Origin of the sequence: Arcicella sp. LKC2W, from assembly GCF_034931005.1 — a bacterium.
GTDB lineage: Bacteria > Bacteroidota > Bacteroidia > Cytophagales > Spirosomataceae > Arcicella.
The window spans coordinates 1-23,819 of record NZ_JAYGIN010000022.1; the positions used below are offsets into that span (position 1 = coordinate 1).

The following is a 23,819-nucleotide window of genomic DNA, read 5'->3' on the forward strand; positions in this document are numbered from 1 at the left end:
AGGTAATTCCATGAGGTAAGTAAGAATAACAAATTAATTAATAATATTAAATATTGTCATCATTACGTAGGGGCGTATCGCATACGCCCAAAAAGTCGAGATGTGGGCGTATGCGATACGCCCCTACACAATATCAATTTATTTATTCCAAATACTTATAATTTGTCAAAAATTTAAAAAAACAAACAATGACACAGGAAGTGATTTCTACTACGAAACTCATCAATTTTGAGAGCGTTAGTAAAACTTATCAGCTTGGCAATCAGAAAGTTCAGGCTTTAAAAGGAATAGATTTAACCATCAATTCAGGTGATTTTATGGCTATCGCTGGGCCTTCTGGAAGTGGTAAAAGCACCTTGCTTAACCTTTTAGCTTTGATTGACACGCCCACCAATGGACAAATCAGTTACAATGATACTGACATTTCAACGCTGTCGGATAATCAAAAAACGATGTATCGAAATAAGGAAATCGGAATTGTTTTCCAGAATTATAATCTTATTCCTGTATTAGATGCTCTCGAAAATGTTGCTTTTGCCCTCCAAGTTCAGGGAATTCCCAACCACGTATGTTTGAGTAGGGCAGAAAAAATACTCAAAGAGGTTGGTTTAGGTACTCATTTACATCATCGTCCTGCCAATTTGAGTGGCGGACAAAAACAGCGGGTTGCTATCGCCAGAGCTTTAGTGACTAATCCATCGGTTGTCATTGCAGATGAACCTACGGCGGCATTAGATTCTAAAACAGGTATGGAAATTCTGGATTTGATGAAAGAGTTAAATTATACCAAGAATACAACTTTTATATTCTCTACTCACGACAACCGAATCATCAATAGTGTTCAACACGTTGTGCAGATAGAGGATGGGCTTTTAATCAACCAATACTAAAACCATGAATTACTTACAGTTTGCATACAGAAACATTCTGCGTCATCGCAGACGCTCTATCGTAACCATCATGACCGTTTGTTTGGGTTTTGTGGCTTTGGGAGTTTTAGGAGGCTTTTTAAATAACATATTTTCAAGGCTGAAAGGACAGGCAATCGTTGCCGAACGTTTTGGTCACTTGACTTTTGCGAAAAAAGGTTTTCATGAAAATGGAAAATTAGAACCCGAAAAATACCTTTGGAATGCTCAGGAATTAGCAAAAATCCTTTCGGTAACCCGTCAAAATGTGGATGTTGAATTGGCAACACCCCGACTCAGAATGTTTGGCGTAACCAGTAATGGTAAAGCATCGACCATTTTCGTAACTGAGGCGATTGTGCCTGAGGATGACCAAAAATTAATAAAAACTAACGTGGACGGAAGGACTGAAATTGCTGGAATGGTAACTTTTGGAGCAAAAAAACAGGATAATTCAACGGTGATTGTGGGTTCTGAATTAGCAACGATGATGAAAATTAAAAATGGACAAAATCTTACGTTACTGACTTCTACAAAAGATGGCGTTGCCAATGCCGTTGATGTGAAAATTTCTGGAAATTATAACACAGGTAACCCCGCTACCAATGATAAATTCATTCTTTCTGATTTTTCGTTAGCCCAAAATCTATACGATACTGATGGAGCTGAAAGAGTGATTGTAACTTTGAAAAATCCTGAAAATATTGATGTTGTGAAGACTCAATTATTGGAACAATTGTCAAGTGCAGGTTTGCAGGTTGAGGCAAAAACTTGGGAAGAATTATCTCCATCTTACAAAAAAGTTACTACTTTATTTGGCATTATTTTTAGAGTATTGACCATTATTATTTCGGTTATCGTGCTGTTGACCGTGCTGAATACCATGCAAATGGTCGTGTCTGAAAGAACAAAAGAAATTGGAACGATGCGGGCAATCGGAATGCTCAGAAGCCAAGTTGTCAAACTTTTTTGTGTCGAAGGATTAATCATGGGTATCATGGGTTGTGTGTTGGCAATTCCTATCCTACTGGCAATTGCAGGGATTTTACAAGTCATCGGAATATCTTTTGTTCCGCCCGTAGCTTCGGTAGCAGTGCCATTGGTATTGATGCTCAAAGTGCCAAAATTGATATTCGTATTTGCATTATTTTCAATAGTGGCGATTGTCTCCTCATTTTTAGTATCAAGAAAAATTGCTAATCAACAAATTGTAGATTCATTAATTCAATCAAATTAAAACGATGGAAAAGACTCACGTAAAAATAAAATTCCCAAATCAGTTTGGGCAGTATATCAGCTATATTGACAACCTCGAATTTGAAGGAACGAAGATTGATGATTTCATCAATACACTTGATGGGATTTATGGAGACATCAAAGAACGAATCTTTGAGTCAGATGGTCGGGTAAGACCTTATATTAATCTCTTTTTGGGAAGTAAAAATATCGAATCTTTGGAAGGTATCCATACCAAAATTAACAACGGCGATACCGTCGCATTGCTATTGTCAAGAGCAGGCGGGTGATATAATGCTAATTTTCTCTAAACTATTTAAGACGATGAAAAAACTAAAACTATGGGTTTTCGCTGGATTCTTATTGTTCATCAATAATTCCTGTAAAGAACCCAATATCCCCATAAAAGAAGAAGAGGAAGTTCAGTCATTTCTAAGAGATATTAGGGCTGTTTACTTTGATAATTTGAATTTTGATTCAAAAGAAATCAGGGCTTCGACACCTCAATTTATAGAAAATTTTGAGAAGACCTATCATAAATTAGAACAGGAACATTCACAAGGGAAATTTACCAGCTTCAATGATTTAGAGAATTTTCAATTGGCAGGAATGTATTATTCTTTTTATCTCTTGGCGATTGGAGGAACATACTCGGATAAAGATTTGACTTTCCAAGAAATCAATGGGACTCGTCAGGTGGGTTTGTACTCTAAATTACCCGCAACCACTTTTGATTACGAGCAGAAAGAATTGGAAGCCATGATGGAAAGAGCCAAATATGTTTCGCACAAATCTACTTATCTCACAGGTTTCAATGATAAGGCTTATGGTTTTTACTTGGCGGTGAGGCAGGTTCAAGAAAGGGTGAAAAATAAAAATAATTTTAACAATCCCATTGCCCACGATTCTCTGATGAATTACACCAGTCGCTATCTTTTAGATTATGAAGATTTGGGCGTTTGGAATATCTTGATGACGATGGCAACTATCACCAATTATAAAGACAGTCTCAATACATTCAAGAACCCAAACATGGATATTCCCTTGTTTAATATCAATACAAGGTTGGTACCTGGGGCTTTGCGAGATTTGGGAGGAAGGCTTCCTGAAATATTAGGGCCATTATACCGATTTGACATTAATCTCAAAAAAGTAGATTGGTTAATTCAACAAAAAAGCACCCTTTCTGATGATGATATTTCAGAAATAAATAATTACATAACATCATTAGATAGAGCGTCCAATTATATTCTTACCGACAAAAGAAAAATCTTGGAAGCTTGGGATTACAAAGAAACCTTTTTTGAAAGAGTACGGAAGGTACAAGATTTGAAGGCAGCCTTAGTGAAACACTCTCTTAATAGAAAAACGGCAAAACCAACGACTGATTTAGGGGCATTTATAAATTCAAAGGCTTTCAAAAAACCATATACTTGTTACGGATGTCATCAAAAAACGGGTTTGTAAAAGTGAAACTGTTTAATAAGTTACGGAACTATATACTTATTAATGCAAAACCGCTGACGGGGTGAAAAACCGCCGTCAGGGTTACGGAAGAAGACCCTGACGGCGGTTTTTCACCCCGTCAGCGGTTAATTTGGGTCAAATTTGCATTTGCATTTTTAAGTACATAATTCCGATAAGTTATTTCAACTTCCCGAAACAATATCCATTGCGGTTAAATAACTTTTGGGAAGTCCACAAATCAAATATTTTAGGATAAAAATTATTTAGAAAAACTTATTGAACAGTGTATTCAATATTATTTCCCTAAACCTAAATCAGTTATGTTAAAAATATTTCTTTTAAATGTTCATCTCATTGCTACCATCGTTTGGGTTGGGGCAGTTTTTATGGGAACATTCATTGATTGGCCTGCTGCCAAAAAAACAGTCAAAGAAGAAGAGTTTCCATTTAGGTTTATCGTTGGGCAAGGAAGCCGTGTGTTTTATAGTGTTTACACAGGTATATTTCTTATTTGGTCTTCGGGAATTGGTTTGGTTATTCTCCATCCGCCCCAAACTCCCAGAGAAATATTGATGCTTATCGGAAAGGTTTTGGCACTCACTTTTATGACTGGTTTTACGATGTATGGTACATTCTCTACTTGGCCAAAACTCCAATTAGCCACTCATAAAGAAGCTCATAAATTATATGAAAACTATATGAAAAGAGCTATGGCAACTTTTACTTTTGGGCTTATTGCTTCGGTATTAGGCTTGTGGATTTATTAATTTGACTTATGTAGGACAAGTTCCCAACCTGTCAATCAGATTTTAACCTGTCCTACAAAAATCACGGTAAAACTTAAATTTAAAACTAAATGCACTATTTGATGAGTTGTCTGTTCAATTTTTATCCCCAATATAGAACCTTCCGAAAATAGAAAAAACTTTCGGGGAGTTCCCACAATCAAAGATTTTAGGATAAGAATTATTTAGAAAACTCATTAAACACTGTACTAAATCAATCAATGAAAAAACTTTCAATATTGCTCATTATCAGTGTTTTATGTGCAAACGTTCTTTTCTCTCAAGACCAAGAAGTTGTTAAGGCACTGAAAAAATCAGATTTCTATCGTGGTGGTAGCGAAGGAATTGAATGGAACGTGAAAGTTCAAAATATAGAACAAGGGCAATTGAAAAACGACCTCGTTTTATCTGTTGAAGGTTCTGCCAATGATAGTCATTTTTATTCGCTGATTTCATTCTTAGAACCCAAAAAGTTTGGAGGACAAAAGTTGTTGATTCGTGATAATAATATGTGGTTTATCAAGCAAGGTTTGACCAACCCCGTCCCTATTTCGAGCCGACAAAGACTTTCGGGAAGTGCCGCCAATGCAGATGTTGCGGCTGCCAATTATTCGAAAGACTATACCATTGAGTCCGTAGAAAATGGGACATTCAACAACGCCAATTGCTGGGTTTTGGAACTCAAAGCCAAAGATAATTTAATCACTTATCCGAAGGTGAAATACTGGATAAGCAAGAAAGAGAATTTTGGTTTAAAAGCTGAGTTTTATGGAAAATCAGATAAACTCATCAAAACGGCAACTTTTGAGTACCATAATAAAATTGAATATAAATCTCAGAAATATGATTACCTCTCGAAAATTTCAATCTCTGATATGATTAACAAAGATGATAAAACCATTTTGAGTATTTCGAGTGTTTCGTTTCCCGTTTTTAGTAGTTCTAAATTTCAAAAAGACCGATTATTAGATTAAGAAAATAACCTCAGACGAGCGTAGGTCGCTCCGCCCCTCTCAACTGGGCTGAGGTTTTATAAGAAGCTGTTTAGGTTAATTTTTTGAACGTGAAAATGATAAGTTTTTGAATGATTTGTAGCCTAAAAACTACTTTTTTTAACTCGAATAAATTAACCTAAACAGCTTCTAAATTATTTTTGAACGCTTGCTCAACCTTAAAACCAATGAAAAAGATATTTATTTTACTTCTTATACTTTATAATCAGCAAGCTTTTTGTGTCGAAAAAACAGATTCTTTGAAGAAAAAAACCTTCTTTTGGTCGCTTCAAAGTATGGGATTCGGACGAGCAACGGGTTTTGCCAACAAAATTGGTTCTATTAATCCAGAGAATAGAATTGCCAAATTGAATGATTATGATGGCGGAATTTATTTCAGACCAGATTTCAGACTGAAATTAAAAGGATTGGATTTTTGGGCAAAGCCTCGTATCCATGTAGATTTTCCGCAAAATCCTTACCCCAGAGGACAACACGTTTGGAATTATGAAGGATATTCAACAGAGTTTTTCTTCCAAGAATTAAAATCTCGTTGGCAAATCAATCAACAGTTTTTTGTTCAAGGCGGAAGGTATTACAAACAGATTGGAACATCCATTTTTGTCAATCCAAGTAACCCTTTTATTGTCAATACAAGCAGATTGAATCCCAAAATTGAGTTATTTCCAATGGATTTTTTGGAGGTAAGTTTTTCTTCTAATAGTTCATGGAATTATACTTTGATTGCCAATTTGGGAGCAGCAAATACGCCAGTTTTCAAAGAACCATTTTTGAAATTTGAACGAAATTATGGACTCTTTATTGAACATTATGGTGATGCCAACAATGAAGGAGTTATTTTTTCGGCTGATGAAGTAGGTAGATTTCGGCTTGGAGGTTATGCCCAAAAAAACGTGAGTGAGTCGGTAGTAATGTGGACAGATTTTTCGGCTGATTATCGACCCAATCGCTTTTATCCAGCCATCGGCAGTAGTACAGGTTTGTTAAATTATGAAATGGTAAATGGCGAAGAAAATGATAAAGTCTTTATTTCTGGTTTAATTGGAGCGTCTTATACTTTTAACTGGGGACCAACCATTCAGCTTGAATATTTCTATCATGGCAAAGGGTATAATCAGGAGCAATTTGATAGATTATCCACACAAATTAATACTGCTCCAAATTATAATTTTGATGTAACCAGGCAATTATCTGATTTGAATTTAGGAAGGTCGATAAATTCTGGACTTCCCCTAAACCGTCAAAATTATGTGTTTACTCAGTTTGGACAAAATGATTTATTCGATAAACTGAATATCAATGTACGAAATCTGTACTCAATAGACGACTCGGTTAATCAGCTTTCTGCATTGGTTGAATACAATGTAGCCGATAACCTTGAGATTTATGGATTAGCACTCAAAAGTACCTCGCCAAAATCAATAGATTATACTCAACTGATTAATTATCAACTCATGATTGGATTAATTTCAAAATTCTAAATACTATGAAAAACGTAATCTCTGCCAAATCTCCCAAACCGTGGCTTTATATTTTTTTCCTAATTTCTGTCATTTCCACTTGGTTATGGTACATGATTAGCCACGACAATTTCGGTATTTTTGCCACTCGCTGGCCTGCTGCCCTTACCATGTTATTTGGTTCGTTTATCGCTGGAGCAAGCCCTGAAGGAAGTGCCGCCATTGCTTATCCTATATTTACCTTATTATTGAAAATTCCACCTGATGTCACCCGAAATTTTGCTTTTGCAATTCAAAGTATCGGCATGACTTCAGCCAGTTTATTAATCTTGGGTTTGAAGATTAAAGTAGATTGGAATTATATTCTGTACGTATCAATCGGGGGTATTTTTGGCTTAGTGTTCGGTACTTATTACATAGCTCCTTTAATTTCCCCAATGCACGCCAAATTGTTCTTTGTTTCGCTGTGGTTGAGTTTTGGTATAGCCTTGTGGTTGCAGAATAAAAATAGTCATCGAGAAGTTTTTGATAGTATTCAAAACCTGTTGAAATCGGATATTTTGAAACTCGTTTTGTTTGGTTTTGTGGGTGGAATTATATCATCCATTTTTGGGACAGGAATCAATATTTTTACTTTCTGTTTGATGACTATATATTATCAAGTTAGTGAAAAAGTGGCAACGCCGTCTTCGGTTATCATTATGACCATCGAAACATTGTTAGGCGTTTTTATTCATACAAAAATCAACCATGATTTTCAACCGCTTGCTTTTGAACTTTGGTTAACGTGTATTCCTGTGGTGGTGTTTTTTGCCCCTTTTGGAGCTTTCGTAATTAGCAAAATGAGGCGAGAAAGTATCGCTCAAATTTTATATAGTATCCTCATTATTCAATTTTTAGGAGCTATGTGGGTTATTAAACCTTCAATTTTACAATTTTTAATTTGTGTGGTTATTCTCTTTGTTGGTATTGGTCTATTCAGTTATTTGGCGGTCATTAGTAAACGACGAATGAGACAGTCTCGCAAGCAAAAAATGATTTATATTCAATCAGTTACAGCATAAAAATAATACCCTCTAAACTCATGATACAATTAAACAAATATTTAGATAACCTTCGTGGGGTTATTAAAGAAGTTGATGCTAATACAGCATTTCAAAAACAATCGCAAGGAGCTGTCCTATTGGATATTCGAGAAAAAGACGAAGTTAATTCGGGTAGCCCAACCAATGCCATCAGAATTTCAAAAGGAATGCTTGAAATGAATATTGCCAATGAAATACCCAATAGCGAAACCGAAATTTACCTATTGTGTGCATCAGGCAGACGTTCATTAGTTTCTGCTTTTGCTTTACAGGAATTAGGGTATCAGCATATTTATTCTGTCAAAGGTGGATTTGGTGATTGGAAAAATCAAGGTCTTCCCTTTGAAATTCCTAAAACCTTGAAGCCAGAGGATTTGGAGCGATACAAACGACACTTATTAATCCCTGAAGTTGGCGAAAAAGGTCAATTAAAACTTCTCAATAGCAAAGCCCTCATTGTAGGTGCAGGTGGTATTGGTTCGCCTGTGGCTTGGTATTTGGCAGCCGCAGGAGTAGGAACAATCGGTATTATTGATGATGATATTGTGGATAGAACAAACCTTCAAAGACAAATTCTTCATACCGAAAATAGCGTTGGAACGTATAAAGTGGATTCTGCCAAAGAGCGTTTGGAAGCCCTCAACCCTGCCATAAAAATTATTCCTATCAAACAAAGACTCAATGCGGAAAACATAGATGCCATTTTGAGTGACTATGACGTAGTTTTGGATGGAACGGATAATTTTACGACTCGATATTTAATAAATGATGCTTGTGTAAAACTGAAAATTCCTAATGTTCATGGTTCTGTTTTCAGATTTGAAGGACAGGTTACTACTTTTTATCCCGCATCCGAGCAAGAAAATGCTCCTTGTTACCGTTGCGTATATCCAACACCGCCACCGCCAGAATTAGCCCCATCTTGTGCTGAAGCAGGCGTTTTGGGTGTATTGCCGGGCATGGTTGGTATTATGTGTGCCACTGAAGCCATTAAAATTTTAGCAGGATTTGGCACATTGATGATAGGTAAATTGCTGTGTTTTAATGCCTTGTCGTGGAGTTTCGATATTTATGACATCGACCAAAAAGCAGATTGTCCATACTGTGGATGTGAAGACCACGAGCATTATCCTTTATACAGCAATTATGTGGCTTCTTGTTCATTATGATTTTTTAAGAAGCTGTTTAGGTTAATTTTTTGAACGTGAAAATGATAAGTTTTTGAATGATTTGTAACCTAAAAATTACTTTTTTTAACTCGAATAAATTAACCTAAACAGCTTCTAAAATCTTAGTATTCAAGACTTTATAATTTAAATGGTTAATTTGAACTGTTATCTATAATCTTAATATCGCTTTTAAAACTATGAAAACGATTTACTCAAATATAGAAAGTGCGATTGGGAAAACCCCTATCGTACAGGTAGCCACTTACCAAAACCAAGCCCGAATATTAGTAAAACTTGAAGGAGGAAATCCATCAGGTTCTATTAAAGATAGAGTGGCAAAACATATCATTGAGGTGGCAGAAGCTAAGGGTTTACTAAGCCAATATAGTTGGGGTAGCAAAATTTTAGAATGTTCGGGTGGTAGTATGGCAAATGGTTTATTGCTTATGTCGAAGAACAAATATAAATGTGTGTTTGTCGTGCCTGATAACTACTCCAAAACAAAAATAGAACTATTAGAAGCTCGTGGTGCTGAGGTTATTAGAGCTGATTCGCAGCAAGGCAATGACGCTCATTTTCGTTTAGCCAATGAAATCGCCAGAGCTAATCCAGAAACTCATTTTTTTACCAATCAATTACACAATTCTTCTAATCCTGAGGCACATTATTTGTACACAGGGCCTGAAATTATTGACCAATTAGGAGGTGAACGGATAGATTATTTCGTCTGCGGCATTGGTAGTGGTGGTACTATCAGCGGGGTAGGAAAAGCTCTGAAAGAAAAATATCCAAGCATTAAAATCATTGGCGTTCAACCCGCTAACTCGGATGTGGTAAAAGGTACGGCTGTAAAACACCGCATACAAGGTTGGGGAGTTGGGCTAAAACCAAGCACCCTAAATGAGAAAATCTTAGACGATATGATAGACATAAGTTACACCGAAGCCATTGATACTTGCGACCACCTCAATACAACGGAAGGTCTTTTCTTGGGTATCAGTAGTGGAGCTAATATATTGGCAGCTAAGAAATTAGCCAGTAGAGTTGGCTCAGGAAAAACCATTCTTACCATTTCTGCTGATAGCGGTGTGTATTATGCCGATAATTATAATGAGTACCGAAATTGTTTAAAAAATGTTCATTATTAAGAATCGTACAAATTTAAACCATATTAAAAACATAAATATCTGATAGTCAACGCATAACAATACTAATTCACAACCACTATTTAATTCTACTTTGGCACTCTAAAACTTGCCCTAAAAAGAGCCGTAGGCTCGGCAGATTTGGTAGCCCCGAAATTTATTTCGGGGAAATAACGAAAATTCAATCAAAGTTCCGAAAGAACAGGATATTTAAAGGTTTGTTTAGATGAACCGTTCCTACGGAACTCAACGGTTTATTTTGTCATTTTCACCCCGAAATGAATTTCGGGGCTACAAGATGGGTCAAACCTACGGCTTTTTGGAGGAACTTCCCGAAAGTTAAAAACTTTCGGGAAGTTGAACGGTAAATACCCAAATTTCCATCTTTTTTTTAAAGTACCAGAGTAGAATTAGATAAGTCTTAGGAAATTTCTAAACCTCAACCGATTGACGATTGTCCCTACTTATAGAAAACTACTTTAACCGTTTACAACCATGAGAAAAACACAAAGATTACATTTACAACAACCTTATTTATCTGCTTGCGAAGCAATAATAACTGAAATCCACCCCGAAAAAGGCATTGCTACGGATGTTACCGTTGCGTTTGCAGAAGGTGGCGGACAAATTTCTGACTGTGGAATGCTCATTACAGACGATTCTCAGGCTGCTTTTACGGATGTCCAAAAAGGATATGGCAGATTATTATTGATAAAAGATTTTCCCTCTATCCAAATTGAAACACCAGTTTATCATAAGGTTGCCCAAGAAGATTTAGGCAAATTTAGCATTGGACAGTCTGTAAAAATATTTATTGACATTGAACGAAGAAGCCGTTTGTGTGTCAGCCATACAGGGATTCACGTTGTTTTAATGGGCTTAGAAAGAATAAAACCTGATATTTATCAATCAATTAGAGGTTGTCATATTTCTCCAGAAAAAGCTCGCTTAGATTTTATGTTGGAAGATAAATTTACTGATGAACAAATTATCGAAGCCCGTGAATATACCAATCAGATTATAAAAGAAAATTGGGAAGCCAAAACCTTTGCCCACACTACCGAACCAGAAGCGATGTATTGGCAAACTGGAGACACTACCTATTGTTGTGGTGGAACGCATCTTCCGAGTCTTGGTGACGTAGGGGAAGTAATGACTTCTAAGAAAAGTCTTGGAGCAAATATGCAAAGAGTATCCTTCAATTTCCCAAAAGCCATTTTTAGAAAAGAACTTTTTGTTGTGTAATCTAAAAATCAAACCCATGAAAGAACTAAACCAAATACATTTACAAATACTTCAAATGATTTTTGAGGTTTACGATAAACATTACTTAAAGGATTCAACGTTTAAATCTGAACGTTTTTTGATGCCACTTATTGAATTGATTGAAACCGATTTGAATGCTTATGTTAGTCGTGACCCAGCAGCCAAAAATCATCAGTACGTTTTAGATAGTTATCTGACATTTAAGGCGGTACTTTGGTATCGTGTTGCTCATACTTTACTTACGCTCGACGCATCTTTTATCACAGTAGCTCGCATGATTAGCGAAAATGCTAAATCATTCTCTGGAATAGAAATCCATCCTGCGGCAAAATTTGGCATCGGACTTGTCATTGACCACGGCACGGGTATTGTTATTGGTGAAACATCAATTGTGGGTAATTACGCCTATTTGCTTAACGGTGTGGTGCTGGGTGCAAACGGAATTGCAGATAATCGTGCTGGATACCAGAGGCATCCCATGATTGGTGATTTTTTTGAATGTGCCGCAAATGTTAAAATTTTAGGAGCAGTCTCTATCGGTAATTATGTAAAAGTGGGTGCCGATTGTCGTATTGATTATGATTTAGACGATAACTCCATTTCATATTGTAAAGCTATCGTAGAGACTTACCGTGATTATGATTCTGTCAAAATTGATTCAATTTCTTCCCTCACCAAAGAACAAGTAGATATTGCAGGACGAAACTTAAAAGTTATAGATGAATGTGTGTGGGTTAATGACAATCAAGAAGAAATAATTGTACCTTTTGAGCAAACAAATCTGGGCGGTATTACCGTTTTGCTCAAAGGATTTATTACCAAATTTAACTGGGTTAGTGTAATCTTAAAAAGAAAAGGTAGAGTGATTGTAAGGGCATCATTGTCACTTTAATCAAGGTTGATTCTTTCTAAAATGAACGGAAGTATATGCAATTTGACGTAAGTCAAGTTTTTTCAATAAAAACCTCAGCCCTGCCCCCTATCCGTTGGAGAGGGGTCGGGGCTGAGGTTTTGCGTCAAATAGTATATTATTCCGAAAATGAAAATCGTTTCTATTTCATTTCGGAACTATAAAGAGTTTGTCGCAACATAAAATTAGACCACGGATTTCACAGATTTAACAGATTTTCACTGGTACGCACAGTCTGATAAAATCAAGAATAATCTGACTGTGCGTACCAGTGTAAATCCGTCGAATCTGTTAAATCTGTGGTCTAATCTTGTCTGCGACAAATAGTTTATACTTCCGTTTCATTTTCCCAAATTCTTTGAATTACCATCAAATTTTATCCATGAAGGGCGTTGAATTAATCAATTCATTGACCCTTCATTTCTTTTTAACCAAACCTAAGCACGCTAAAATATAAGCACTCCTATTTTTCACTTTTGGATGTAACCCATTTGAAAACTCAATGTGTAAGGTCACGAATTTGGCTAAAAACTCTTCATTTTGAACAATTAAATTCCGATGTAGTTCTCTGAAATTATAATCTTTGGCTATAATTTCCTGAACTTTTGAATAAACCATTTGAGGATTTAATTCTACTGCCTCATTGAATTCTTGCTTTTCTATTCTACTGAGGTTCACCGCTGTAATCACATTAAAACGGATATGTGTGATGTTTCTTTGTTTATTTCCCTCATTTTCATACTCAAAAATAATTGGATTGAGGGCATTAGCACATTCTCTTTGAGCAATATCCAAAATTCGTACTTTAAAGCCCTTGAGGTGCTGGTATTTCTTAGGGTCTATTTGTAGTAATTTTTTTAGTTCCGCAATACTATATACGAATGAATATCTATGTTGTCCGATATGAGCCGCCAAAAGCTTATAAAGTATCACTGAATAGGACGATTTTAAACCTTGTATCGTTTTAAATTCATATTTGGTATAAGCTTTTCCTAATTCAGCTAAATAAGGAGAAAGTTTTGGATTTGAGCGAAAAACGAGCAACCCAGATTTGTCTATATTGTACTCTATGCTCGTAAATACAGGAAGATGCGTAAATTCAAGCTGACTTTTTGATAAATCAGATAAAGTGATGACTTTCTGGGCCATTGATTGAGTCACCGCCATTACTTGTCTTGTTTCAACATACTGATTGATAACCGATATTGGGATTTTTACTTCTATGCCATGTGATGGTTCTATTTCCCCATGATTGATTTGATTCACAAAAAACTCAAAAAGCCGTTGCTCTACTCTACTGAAATCTGCATTGGCAAATACCAACTTATTGGGCAAGTAATTATCTTTTCTATTGGGTGTAAATTCATGTTCAGAATATTGCTCAATTACTAAGTTTACCTCTGTTCTTTTTGTTTCCGATTTCATTTTAAAAGGATATTAATTTTCGAACTCCTAAATAGACATATAAATATAGTTCATTTGTTTTACAAAAACGTTCCGTTAAGCATACAAAAACGTTCCGTTAAGGCTTTGTTTTTTTGTAAAAACGTTCCGTTAGGCATACAAAAACGTTCCGTTAAGGCTTGTATGATACTGATAATAAGACACTTAAGTAGCCACTAAATCAATCAAATTATATTGAAAAAATATATAAATCAAGGAGATAATTAATAAAAATATTAGTATTTCACTTGATTCATGCTAATTCTCTCCCTTTATGAATAAACATATTCCTCTAAGAACTTTAATGAAAAAATAGGGATTAAATAGCAAAATTTGCAAAAACGTTCCGTTAATATTCGTAAGTCCCTTATTTATAAGTAGTTATACTTATTTTCAATAAATGGGTTTATCTTTAATATTTGTAAAAACGTTTCGATAATGATGAAATAATCATATAGCTTTTTGCAAAAACGTTCCGATATTTTTATAAGTTATTAATAATCAGCATATTAAATATCGGAATTAATTAAATTTGCATCAAATATTCATGTGCATAATTCTGCAAAAACGTTCCGATAGTGAATATTTAGTAGGGCTTTACGATTATTATTGTTTCCTAAAAACAGCAATAAAGTATTTAAGTAACTGATAATCAATTAATTATGTAATAACGGAACGTAAATGTAATTTTTACTGAGTAAGTATCATGAGCCACTATTGCCCAAAATCTATCAATGAATTATAAGTGTCTGAATATGAGTTATTTATGATTGCAAAAACGTTCCGATAACTCAATAGTTGAAGATTTTTAGCCCTTGTAATTTGCAAAAACGTTCCGATAGTGAATATTTAGGTCATTTTTTAGTGTATTTTTTGTAAAAACGTTCCGATATTAATGTATTGAACAGGAAGCTTCTGTTTTTTGTAAAAACGTTCCGATATAGAAAATGAAGCAATTAGTCTTTGAATACGTTCATATTTCAAGAATAAAATAAACGGGGTAAATGGAAATAAATTGTTATTTTTTTATCCATAATGTCAAAAATATGGTATGAATTTATCAGTTTTTTGTTATTTTTGTACTAAGAAATTCAACTAAATATATGCAAATTCAAAGCATTCGTAAATTCTTCAAAATGAAACCTGCCCTTAATGTTTCAGGTATTGAAAAGGAAGCAGACATAAAAGGGCAAGCTCTACATAAAGCTCTTCAGTCCAATTCTGAATTATCGGAAAAAAATTTGGCAAAACTTGCTCCCGTATTAATTAATTACGGCTATCATAGCCTGCCGAGCAAAGCTAAGGTAATATCAATTGTAAATAATAAAGGAGGAGTTGGAAAAACCACAACTACCGCAATTTTGGGAGAAGCATTTGCCAGATTGGGGCTGAGAGTGTTGTTAATTGATTTAGATTCACAAGGAAATTTAAGCCATATTTATGGGATTGATGCCGACAGTGGGCAAGTGGCTGATACAATGTTGGACATCAAAAAATCGCTTGCAATTCGCCCAATTAACGAATATTTAAGCATTGTACCGTCCAACTTAAAGCTACAAGAAGTCGAATCTTTACTATTAACGGCTGCGTCAAATCAAAATCGTTTAAAAGCGGCTCTTTCCTCATCTACCATCAGTCAAGATTATGATTTTATCTTGATTGACTGTCCACCTTCATTAGGTTTACTGACCATGAACGCTCTTAATGCAAGCAATTCATGTTTGATAACGGTACATCCAGAGGCAACCGCTGTGGTGGGTTTAAACAGTATTTTTAATGTCATCGAAGACGTGAAACTTTATGGAGGAAATAATCTTGTAGTTGAAGGAATTCTTTTTACGATGGTTGAGAAAAATTCGGTACATGATTCTTACAAAGAATTTGTCCGTGAAGAATACTCAAGTTTCCGCATCTTTGAGTCCGAAATTAAGAAAAGTGTGGATGTTGCCAAAGCACAAGCATTGGCAGAACAATTTTATGTTTATAAAGGAAAATCTCACGTTGGAGTTTCTTACGAAGAAGTGGCAAAGGAAATCCTTTCATAAATCATTAATTAAACAAACCTAAAAATGGCTAAGTTAAATTTAAGAGATAGCATAAAGGCAAAAGCTCAATCTACTATTTCGAATGGATTGATTAATACTGAAAATATCAAGAAAAAAATCATAATTGTAGATGAATTAAATGAGTTGATAAAACCTTTGCAAGAGGATGAGTATGAGCAACTTAAAGCAAATATTTTACAGAACGGTTGTCAGGATACCATCAAAATTTGGCAAACTTTTGAAAAGGTTATAAATCCCAACCACGAGTCAGATGAAGAAATATTTGTGTTGGTGGATGGGCATAATCGTTTTAAAATTTGCCAGGAAAATCAGATACCTTATAATATTTCTATCCTGAATTTTGAAACATTAGAAGACGCTAAATCTTTTATGATTGACTTGCAATTGGGACGTAGAAATGTAAATCCAATAGAAATATCCTATTATCGAGGTCTTCAATATAATAGATTTAAGTGGGTAGGATTAGAACAAAATAGCGAAGAAGATTCTAAGAAAACAGCCGTTGCCATTGGAGAACAATATAATGTAGATGAGAGAACGATTAGACGTGATGGGCAATTTGCAGAAGGTTTAGAAATGCTCACGAAAGAATTGAAAAATGAAGTATTAGAAGGAAAAGTAAAGATTTCTAAGAAAGATTTACAGAAATTGTCTAAACTGAAAAGTAGTAATCTTGTTGAAAATGAGATAGTTAAAAAAATAGAAACAGTAAAGGAGTTAGATGATTTAATTAATCCGATAAAATTTGAAGAGTCTAAAAAAACTATAAATTCAACTGTGGCAACATCAGCAAGAAATATTCTTAATGAGTTTTTACATACACCCACTTTAGAGAATTTCACTGAGTTGGAGAAGGTTTTAAAAGATTTAAAGAATCTCGTTTCTTGAGTTAATTTGTTTAATATCATGCTAAAAGATGTACCCTTGCGGTAGTTATTTTGGAAAGCCCCTCCCCTATTTTCATCATTGTATTTAGTACCCAGTTAGTTATGTTATTTCAACTTCCCGAAATACTTAACTAACGGGGTATTTTACGTATCAATTTCTAAACAAAATATTTTAACTCAAAGGTGGACACTGTGTCCACCTTTTTATTTATCAATTTTCTAAACAAATTATTTTAATTCAAAGGTGGACACTGTGTCCACCTTTTTTATTTATCAATTTTCTAAACAAAATATTTTAACTCAAAGGTGGACACTGTGTCCACCTTTTTTATTTATCAATTTTCTAAACAAATTATTTTATTCCAAAGGTGGACACTGTGTCCACCTTTGAGCAACTATATACTTGAGCATTCAACTCATAAATTCATTCAAAATTACTACTGACGGCAGTTTTACCCCGTCAAGGGTTTTTCATTAACAAGTTATTGTTCCATTTTTTTTCTCATTCCATAGATTTATTCAAATCAATAACAATTGCCTTTTTTATTTATGCAACATTGTTTCATAAATAAAAAATATATACATTTGCATCATTGTTGCATAAATTAATAAGATAGATTTTACATGATTGTTAATCTAAACTAATTTTTAACGAATACTTACAAATGCCTTGAATTATGTTATTAGCCCAAAATCTTACTAAAAAATATGGAGAACAAACTGCTCTTAATTCTCTAAATCTAACAATTGAAGAAGGTGAAATTTTTGCTCTTTTGGGGCAGAACGGAGCAGGAAAAACAACCACAATTAACCTTTTTTTAGGATTTGTCGAGCCTACAAGCGGAATCGTAAAAATTAATAATATCTCTGTTCAGGAAAATGCTTTGGAAACAAAAAAATACGTAGCATATATTCCTGAAACAGTAATGCTCTACCCTAATTTGACAGGCATAGAGAATCTTCATTTCTTTTCGTCTTTGGCTGGGTTTAAATATTCCACCGAACAATTAGGCGATATTCTCACGAGAGCGGGCTTACAAAAAATGGCTCATACGCAATATTTAGAAGGATATTCAAAAGGTATGAGACAAAAAGTGGGTATTGCTATTGCTTTAGCCAAAAAAGCAAAAGTGTTATTATTAGATGAACCAACCTCTGGACTTGACCCAAAAGCATCTAACGAATTTTCAGAAATTTTGCGAGCATTAGCCAAAAATGGAACGGCTATTCTGATGGCAACGCATGATATTTTTAGAGCGAAGGACGTGGCAAATCGGATTGGCATTATGAAAGAAGGAAATTTAGTGTCGGTTATTGATGCTAAAGAGTTGTCTGCCAATGAATTAGAAACATTATACTTACAAACGGTCTAACTTTAACTCTTAACCCAATCAATGATGAAACAGTTATTTACATTTTTTATTTTATTTAGTTCTTTCATTTCTCAAGCCCAAAATATTAGTGGAAAAATTACCGATGCTACCACAAATATTCCCATCGTCGGAGCATCTATTAAACTTATCGGAACAAATAATGGAACAATTTCTGATGCTGAAGGAAGGTTTAAAATGGAAGGTTCGGGTGTTTTAGAATTCTCACTTATTGGCTATAAAACCTATCAAATTAATTCAAAAAATATTTTTTTGAATATTGAATTAACGCCACAAGTGTCTGAATTACAAACAGTTGAAGTGGTTGGTCGTGCTGCTAAAGATTATAATAGTGAATATTCCTTTTCTGCAACCAAAATAGCAGCTTTAAATAAAGATATTCCACAAGCAATAGCCACTGTTACCAAAGAATTAATGGCGGATAGACAGGCGTTTCATTTAGCTGATGCCGTGAAAATTGCCAGCGGTGTTATTCCTTCAAGTTTTTATAATCAGTATAATATTAGAGGAATAAGTCAAAATGAAGAAGGGCAAATTATTAATGGATTACGTACCAGACAATATTATTTTTTGCAACCACTTACTTCAAATATTGAGCGTATAGAAGTTATAAAAGGTCCAGCGAGTGCCACATTTTCATCGGTTGACCCAGGCGGAAGTATCAATATGGTGACCAAAAAACCGTTGGATTTTAATAAAAAACTCGTTAGTATGAGCGTTGGGAGTTTTAGTACAATAAGAGCAACAATGGACTTTACAGGGCCTGTAAATGATAGTAAAACTTTGCTGTATAGATTAAATGGTGCATACCAAGAAGCAGGAAGTTTTAGAGATTTGGTCAAAAATAATTCTTTCTTGATTTCTCCTTCAATCTCGTATATCCCAGATAGTAAAACGGCGATTAATGCTGAGTTAATTATTAGTCATCTCAATGGAAATTTGGATAGGGGACAACCAATTTTTGGTGCGGTGGCTGGATTAACAAATTTAAAAAGTACGCCGATAAGTTTAAATTTGACCGCTCCAAATGATTTTTTCAATTCAAAAGAATTAATTCTTACGTCAACATTAAGCCATAAATTTTCCAAAAAGGTATCCTTTAATTCGTCTTATATGAAGCAGACTTGGACGGAAGATTTACAAGAACACCGTACCACAAATGCTTTTGCGGTTGATATTTCTGGAAAATCCATTACCTCATTGGCTGGAATGCAGTTTGTACAACGCAAACAACGTTGGAGCATTGACAATTTGAATGCTTATTTCAACTTTGAAGTAAATACGGGGAAAATTCTGCATAAATTATTGGTAGGATATGATTTGCAAAGTTGGCAAAAACTGAAAGGAGGGGGGCAAAATGCAAGTAGAGGATTTTTGTTAAAAGATGGAACAATTGCTAATTCATTTACCGTATCCAATGCGGTGAATTATCAGACAATAACGATTAATGGCGTTATTTTGCCCAAACCAAATGTCAATTATATCGACTTGAATAATCCATCTTATACCATTAGAAACATCAATGACTACACTGCCAATGTACGTACCGTTATTCCGTCTGCATTAACAACTACCAATGCTTTTTATGTTCAAGATTTTTTGCAATGGAATAAATTGACCCTATTACTGAGCCTCAGAAATGAATGGTTTGAAGATATTACTTTTTATAAAGCTCCAAATGAAAATTCGTTTACCAATAAAAAACTTTTGCCCAGAGTTGGTCTAACCTATTCTGTTCTTAAAAATGTAAATATTTATGGAACGTATTTGGAAGGCTATCAACCCCAATCAAACACCGTTACGCTGATGCCGAGTACAGGTTCTTTTTTCTGGACGGAGAAGTCGGCTTCAGCCTTTAAACCATTAGAAAGTGATTTAAAAGAAATGGGGATAAAAGCCAGTTTATTTAAAAATCGCATAAATCTAACGGCTTCTATTTACGAAATTAATCAGAAAAATATCTTGATGAATGCCAATGACCCAGCTCAACCTGATTTATTGGTACAACGAGGGGCTGACAGAAGTCGTGGAATGGAGATGGATTTGGCGGGTTATATTCTACCCAATTGGCAAATCAATGCTTCATACAGTTACATTGATGCCAAAATTGTTGAGGATTTTAACGAAAAACTAAAAGGAGAGAGAAAGGAAAATGTACCTGTAAATAGTGCTAACCTTTGGACTCGTTACAATTTTGAATCAAATACAATTTTTAAAGATTTAGGAATTGGTTTAGGATTACAATATAGTGGGAGTAAAATTCCTTGGTTTTCGAGAGCTTTTGAAGTACCAGCTTACACTTTATTAGACATCGCACTGTATTATACTCCTACTAAAAGTAATGTGCAGTTGGCACTCAATATCAACAACGTAACAAATGAAATTTACTGGGTGGGAGCTCAAAATTACCTACGTTTATTTCCAGGTTCGCCACGAAATGCAACACTTACTTTGACCTATAAATTTTAAAATTGAAGATGAATTTTAAGACAAATATTACTAAAATGAGCCCAGAAATACTTATTGCACAGCTTTTTATCAAAACTGTTTTGAATAATAAAGCAATTGGTATTCTTGCCTTTTTTATCATTGGGTTGTTCATTTTTGCCATGTATTCAGGATGGGAAAACTTTGAAACTCAGCATGAAATGAAGAGAAAATACCAAGCTCAGTCGAGAAAAGATTGGTTGGATAATCCCGACAAACATCCACATAGAATGGCTCATTATGGAAATTTTGCCTTCCGACCAAAATCATCATTAAGCATTTTTGATTTTGGAATGGAAAGTTTTTTGGGTAATTCTATTTATTTAGAAGCTCATAAGCAAAATTCTGTCAATTTTTCAGAGGCAGGTTTTTCAACAGGAATGTTAAGATTTGGAGAAATAAGCATTGCCATGATTTTACAAACGCTATTGCCCTTACTGATTTTTTTTATCGGTTTTGGCAGTATTTCATCTGAAAGAGAAAACAGTACCTTAAAAATATTATTAAGTCAGGGCGTAAGTTGGAAGCAGTTAATATTAGGTAAAAGTTACGGACTGATAGGAGGGACGATGGTACTTTTTATTCCTTTGATATTAACCTTTTTTATTGTCTGGATAAATATGAAAGGCACAAATATTTCACTTGATGAAATACTAAGATTGCTTCTAATCATTATTTTATATAGTATTTATTTGAGTATTTTTTGTGTGATAACAGTGCTGATTTCTGCCATAAGTAAGACTTCAAAAACTGCCCTCACCTCATTGATTGGGCTTTGGCTGATGCTTACGCTTGTACTTCCAAGAGTAAGTCAAACCATTGGAAAAGCATTCTTTCCGACACCTCCCAAAGCAACATTTGAGATGCAAATTGATAAAGATATTACAAAAGTTGGAGATAGTCATAACCCTCAAGACCCATATTTTAAAGCCTTAAAAGATTCATTATTAGCTGTTTATCAGGTAGATTCTGTTCAAAAGTTGCCATTTAATTATGGAGGGTATCAAATGAAAATTGGAGAGCAAATTAGTTCTAATATTTACCAAAAACATCAACAAAAATTGATGACAATTTATGAACAACAAAATAGTTTGTCGAAAGTGATGGCGTTTTTTAATCCTTTTATGGCTATCAAAAATATATCCATGTCACTTTCAAATACTGATTTTCGCTCTTTTGTAGATTTTCAAGAACAAGCCGAGCAATATCGGTATAAAATGGCTCAGGCGATGAATGATTTACAAATAAAATTTATCAATAATAAATCAAAAAGTTCGGCTGATAAAAAGCAAATTATCAACAAAAAACATTGGGAACATTTACATGAATTTGAATATAAACCTTTAAACATCACTCAAGTTTTCAAGAACGAATTTGTTTCGATAGCAGCATTTCTCTTTTGGATTTTTGTCTTAAAATACTTTATCAACGTCCTATCTAAAACCTTAAAAGCAATATGATAACCTTAATGTTCAAAAACTTTTTACGCTCAAATAGCGTAAAAATCGGGGTATTATTCCTACTTTTTGCAGGGATTGTTAGTATTTTCGTTGGAAGACAATTTCTGGATAAACAACATCAAAGTATTTTAGCAACGGCAACTTATCAAAAACAACATCTTAACCAAAATGTCAAGTTTCATCACGATGAAATGGGGCTTTTACTTTATTACGCAAAGTTTTCGTTAATCAATAACACTCTGCCAATCAGTGCTTTATCTATTGGTCAACGAGATATAAACCCCTCAATTCAAAGCATAACCATAAGAGGATTGGAAGCTCAGAAATACGACTCCGACCTCAATAATCCTATCAATTTATTGCTTGGAAATATTGATTATAGCTTTGTTCTGATTTTTTTATTTCCCCTCATAATCATCGCTTTTACTTATAATATCATTTCTGAAGAAAAAGAAAGCGGTACTTGGAAAATAGTCTTTGTTCAATGTCAAAACTATTTCTTGTATGTCTGTTCAGTATTTTATGTTCGCTTTTTTGTCATTGTATTGATTCTAATTATAAGCCTTTTGCTGGCGGTTTTTTTCTTACAAATACCGCTCAATACGATATTTTTCACCTATTTCATAACTTCATTACTTTATGTTATTTTTTGGTTTGGAGTCTGTTTTTGGGTCGTGTCTTTGCACAAAAACTCAAATTATAATGCCATACTTTTGTTATCGTTGTGGTTATTGCTGATTATCATTTTACCTGCAATAATTAATAATTATTTGGTCAATAAATATCCAACACCAGAATCTTTTGAAACGACACTTAAACAAAGGAAAAGTTACCATGAAAAATGGGACGTTGATAAAAAAACCACAATTAATAAATTTTACGGTCATTATCCTCAATACAGAAAATTTGCTTTTCCAGATGCTGAATTTAGTTGGCTTTGGTATTACGCCATGCAACAAATGGGCGACGATGAGTCTGCAAAGCAAGTAAATGACTTGAATGAAAAATTAAAATTGCGGAACAGGGTAAGTGCAGATATAGCCTTGTTTATTCCGACGCTTCATTTACAAATTCAATTTAATGAATTGGCAAAATCGGGTTTAGAAAATCACTTGTATTTTTTGGAGGAAACTTCAAAATTTCATGAAAAATTGAGACTGTATTTTTATCCTAAAATATTTAATCATGTCTCTGTTCAGTCTGAAAATTGGAATAAATTTAAGGTTGCAATATTTACAGATATCCACCAAGTAAATCCCTTACGAATCTTTTTGCCACTTGTCTTCTTTATTTTACTTTTTATCGGAATGGGTTGGGTAAATTTTTATAGAGAAGTCGGAATATCTGGATAAATCCCGACAAATACTTAATTCTACTTTGACACTGAATACGCTGTTTAATAAGTTATTTCAACTTCCCGAAAGTGGAAAAAACTTTCGGGAAGTCCCCCAATCAAACATTTTAGGGTGAAAATTATTCAGAAAACTTATTAAACAGGTTCACTTTAAAACTTACCCTAAAAAGAGCCGTAAGCTCAGGAAATTTTGTAGTAAATAACGGAAATTGAATCAAAGTTTCGTAGGAACATGAAATTTAAAGGGTTGTTTATATAAATCGTACCTACGGAACTCAAGATTTTTT

19 protein-coding genes are annotated in these 23,819 nt (G+C 34.3%); 18 read left to right on the top strand and 1 reads right to left on the bottom strand.

All coding sequences use genetic code 11. The features are described 5' to 3' along the window. Nucleotides 1–188: 188 nt before the first annotated feature. The 12 genes from VB796_RS17575 (at nucleotide 189) to VB796_RS17630 (ending at nucleotide 12,426) form a co-directional block, all read left to right on the top strand. The gene (locus VB796_RS17575) at nucleotides 189–890 is read left to right on the top strand and encodes an ABC transporter ATP-binding protein (RefSeq protein ID WP_323347884.1); all 702 of its coding nucleotides are present in this window, start codon (nucleotides 189–191) and stop codon (nucleotides 888–890) included. A 4-nt stretch (nucleotides 891–894) separates the two neighbouring features. Then, complete coding sequence (locus tag VB796_RS17580) at nucleotides 895–2,145, top strand: ABC transporter permease (protein ID WP_323347885.1); 1,251 nt, start codon at nucleotides 895–897, stop codon at nucleotides 2,143–2,145. Nucleotides 2,146–2,149: 4 nt separating this feature from the next. Next, the gene (locus VB796_RS17585) at nucleotides 2,150–2,434 is read left to right on the top strand and encodes a hypothetical protein (protein ID WP_323347886.1); all 285 of its coding nucleotides are present in this window, start codon (nucleotides 2,150–2,152) and stop codon (nucleotides 2,432–2,434) included. A 34-nt stretch (nucleotides 2,435–2,468) separates the two neighbouring features. Continuing rightward, nucleotides 2,469–3,611 carry a hypothetical protein gene (locus VB796_RS17590; protein WP_323347887.1) on the top strand — a complete coding sequence of 381 codons (1,143 nt, stop codon included), beginning with the start codon at nucleotides 2,469–2,471 and terminating at the stop codon, nucleotides 3,609–3,611. Between the two features lie 320 nt (nucleotides 3,612–3,931). Beyond that, nucleotides 3,932–4,378 (top strand): hypothetical protein, encoded by a 447-nt coding sequence (locus VB796_RS17595; protein ID WP_323347888.1) that lies wholly within the window; start codon nucleotides 3,932–3,934, stop codon nucleotides 4,376–4,378. A gap of 239 nt (nucleotides 4,379–4,617) precedes the next feature. Then, nucleotides 4,618–5,370 (top strand): outer membrane lipoprotein-sorting protein, encoded by a 753-nt coding sequence (locus tag VB796_RS17600; protein WP_323347889.1) that lies wholly within the window; start codon nucleotides 4,618–4,620, stop codon nucleotides 5,368–5,370. Between the two features lie 206 nt (nucleotides 5,371–5,576). Next, the gene (locus VB796_RS17605) at nucleotides 5,577–6,890 is read left to right on the top strand and encodes a hypothetical protein (RefSeq protein ID WP_323347890.1); all 1,314 of its coding nucleotides are present in this window, start codon (nucleotides 5,577–5,579) and stop codon (nucleotides 6,888–6,890) included. A gap of 5 nt (nucleotides 6,891–6,895) precedes the next feature. Next, entirely contained in the window at nucleotides 6,896–7,933 is a 1,038-nt protein-coding gene (locus VB796_RS17610; protein WP_323347891.1) for a sulfite exporter TauE/SafE family protein, read from the top strand. Nucleotides 7,934–7,953: 20 nt separating this feature from the next. Next, nucleotides 7,954–9,123 (top strand): molybdopterin-synthase adenylyltransferase MoeB, encoded by a 1,170-nt coding sequence (moeB, locus tag VB796_RS17615; protein WP_323347892.1) that lies wholly within the window; start codon nucleotides 7,954–7,956, stop codon nucleotides 9,121–9,123. A gap of 197 nt (nucleotides 9,124–9,320) precedes the next feature. Continuing rightward, nucleotides 9,321–10,271: a cysteine synthase family protein gene (locus VB796_RS17620; RefSeq protein WP_323347893.1), complete on the top strand. Its 951-nt coding sequence runs from the start codon at nucleotides 9,321–9,323 to the stop codon at nucleotides 10,269–10,271. Between the two features lie 492 nt (nucleotides 10,272–10,763). Continuing rightward, nucleotides 10,764–11,513, top strand: a complete 750-nt coding sequence (locus VB796_RS17625; protein ID WP_323347894.1) for a hypothetical protein — start codon at nucleotides 10,764–10,766, stop codon at nucleotides 11,511–11,513. Nucleotides 11,514–11,529: 16 nt separating this feature from the next. Continuing rightward, complete coding sequence (locus tag VB796_RS17630) at nucleotides 11,530–12,426, top strand: hypothetical protein (protein ID WP_323347895.1); 897 nt, start codon at nucleotides 11,530–11,532, stop codon at nucleotides 12,424–12,426. 435 nt (nucleotides 12,427–12,861) lie between these two features. Here the strand turns inward: VB796_RS17630 and VB796_RS17635 are convergent, their stop codons facing one another. Continuing rightward, on the bottom strand, nucleotides 12,862–13,869 hold the full coding sequence (locus VB796_RS17635) for a replication initiation protein (protein WP_323347896.1): 1,008 nt from the start codon (nucleotides 13,867–13,869) through the stop codon (nucleotides 12,862–12,864). Between the two features lie 1,121 nt (nucleotides 13,870–14,990). Here VB796_RS17635 and VB796_RS17640 point away from each other — a divergent pair. From VB796_RS17640 to VB796_RS17665, 6 genes are all read left to right on the top strand, one after another. Then, nucleotides 14,991–15,932, top strand: a complete 942-nt coding sequence (locus VB796_RS17640) for a ParA family protein (protein ID WP_323347897.1) — start codon at nucleotides 14,991–14,993, stop codon at nucleotides 15,930–15,932. 24 nt (nucleotides 15,933–15,956) lie between these two features. After that, complete coding sequence (locus VB796_RS17645) at nucleotides 15,957–16,841, top strand: hypothetical protein (protein WP_323347898.1); 885 nt, start codon at nucleotides 15,957–15,959, stop codon at nucleotides 16,839–16,841. Between the two features lie 676 nt (nucleotides 16,842–17,517). Then, complete coding sequence (locus tag VB796_RS17650) at nucleotides 17,518–18,213, top strand: ABC transporter ATP-binding protein (RefSeq protein ID WP_323347899.1); 696 nt, start codon at nucleotides 17,518–17,520, stop codon at nucleotides 18,211–18,213. 24 nt (nucleotides 18,214–18,237) lie between these two features. After that, on the top strand, nucleotides 18,238–20,700 hold the full coding sequence (locus VB796_RS17655; RefSeq protein ID WP_323347900.1) for a TonB-dependent receptor: 2,463 nt from the start codon (nucleotides 18,238–18,240) through the stop codon (nucleotides 20,698–20,700). 35 nt (nucleotides 20,701–20,735) lie between these two features. After that, entirely contained in the window at nucleotides 20,736–22,178 is a 1,443-nt protein-coding gene (locus VB796_RS17660) for a DUF3526 domain-containing protein (protein WP_323347901.1), read from the top strand. Then, nucleotides 22,175–23,530: a DUF3526 domain-containing protein gene (locus VB796_RS17665; RefSeq protein ID WP_323347902.1), complete on the top strand. Its 1,356-nt coding sequence runs from the start codon at nucleotides 22,175–22,177 to the stop codon at nucleotides 23,528–23,530. Before VB796_RS17660 ends, VB796_RS17665 begins: the two co-directional genes overlap by 4 nt. Nucleotides 23,531–23,819: the final 289 nt, after the last annotated feature.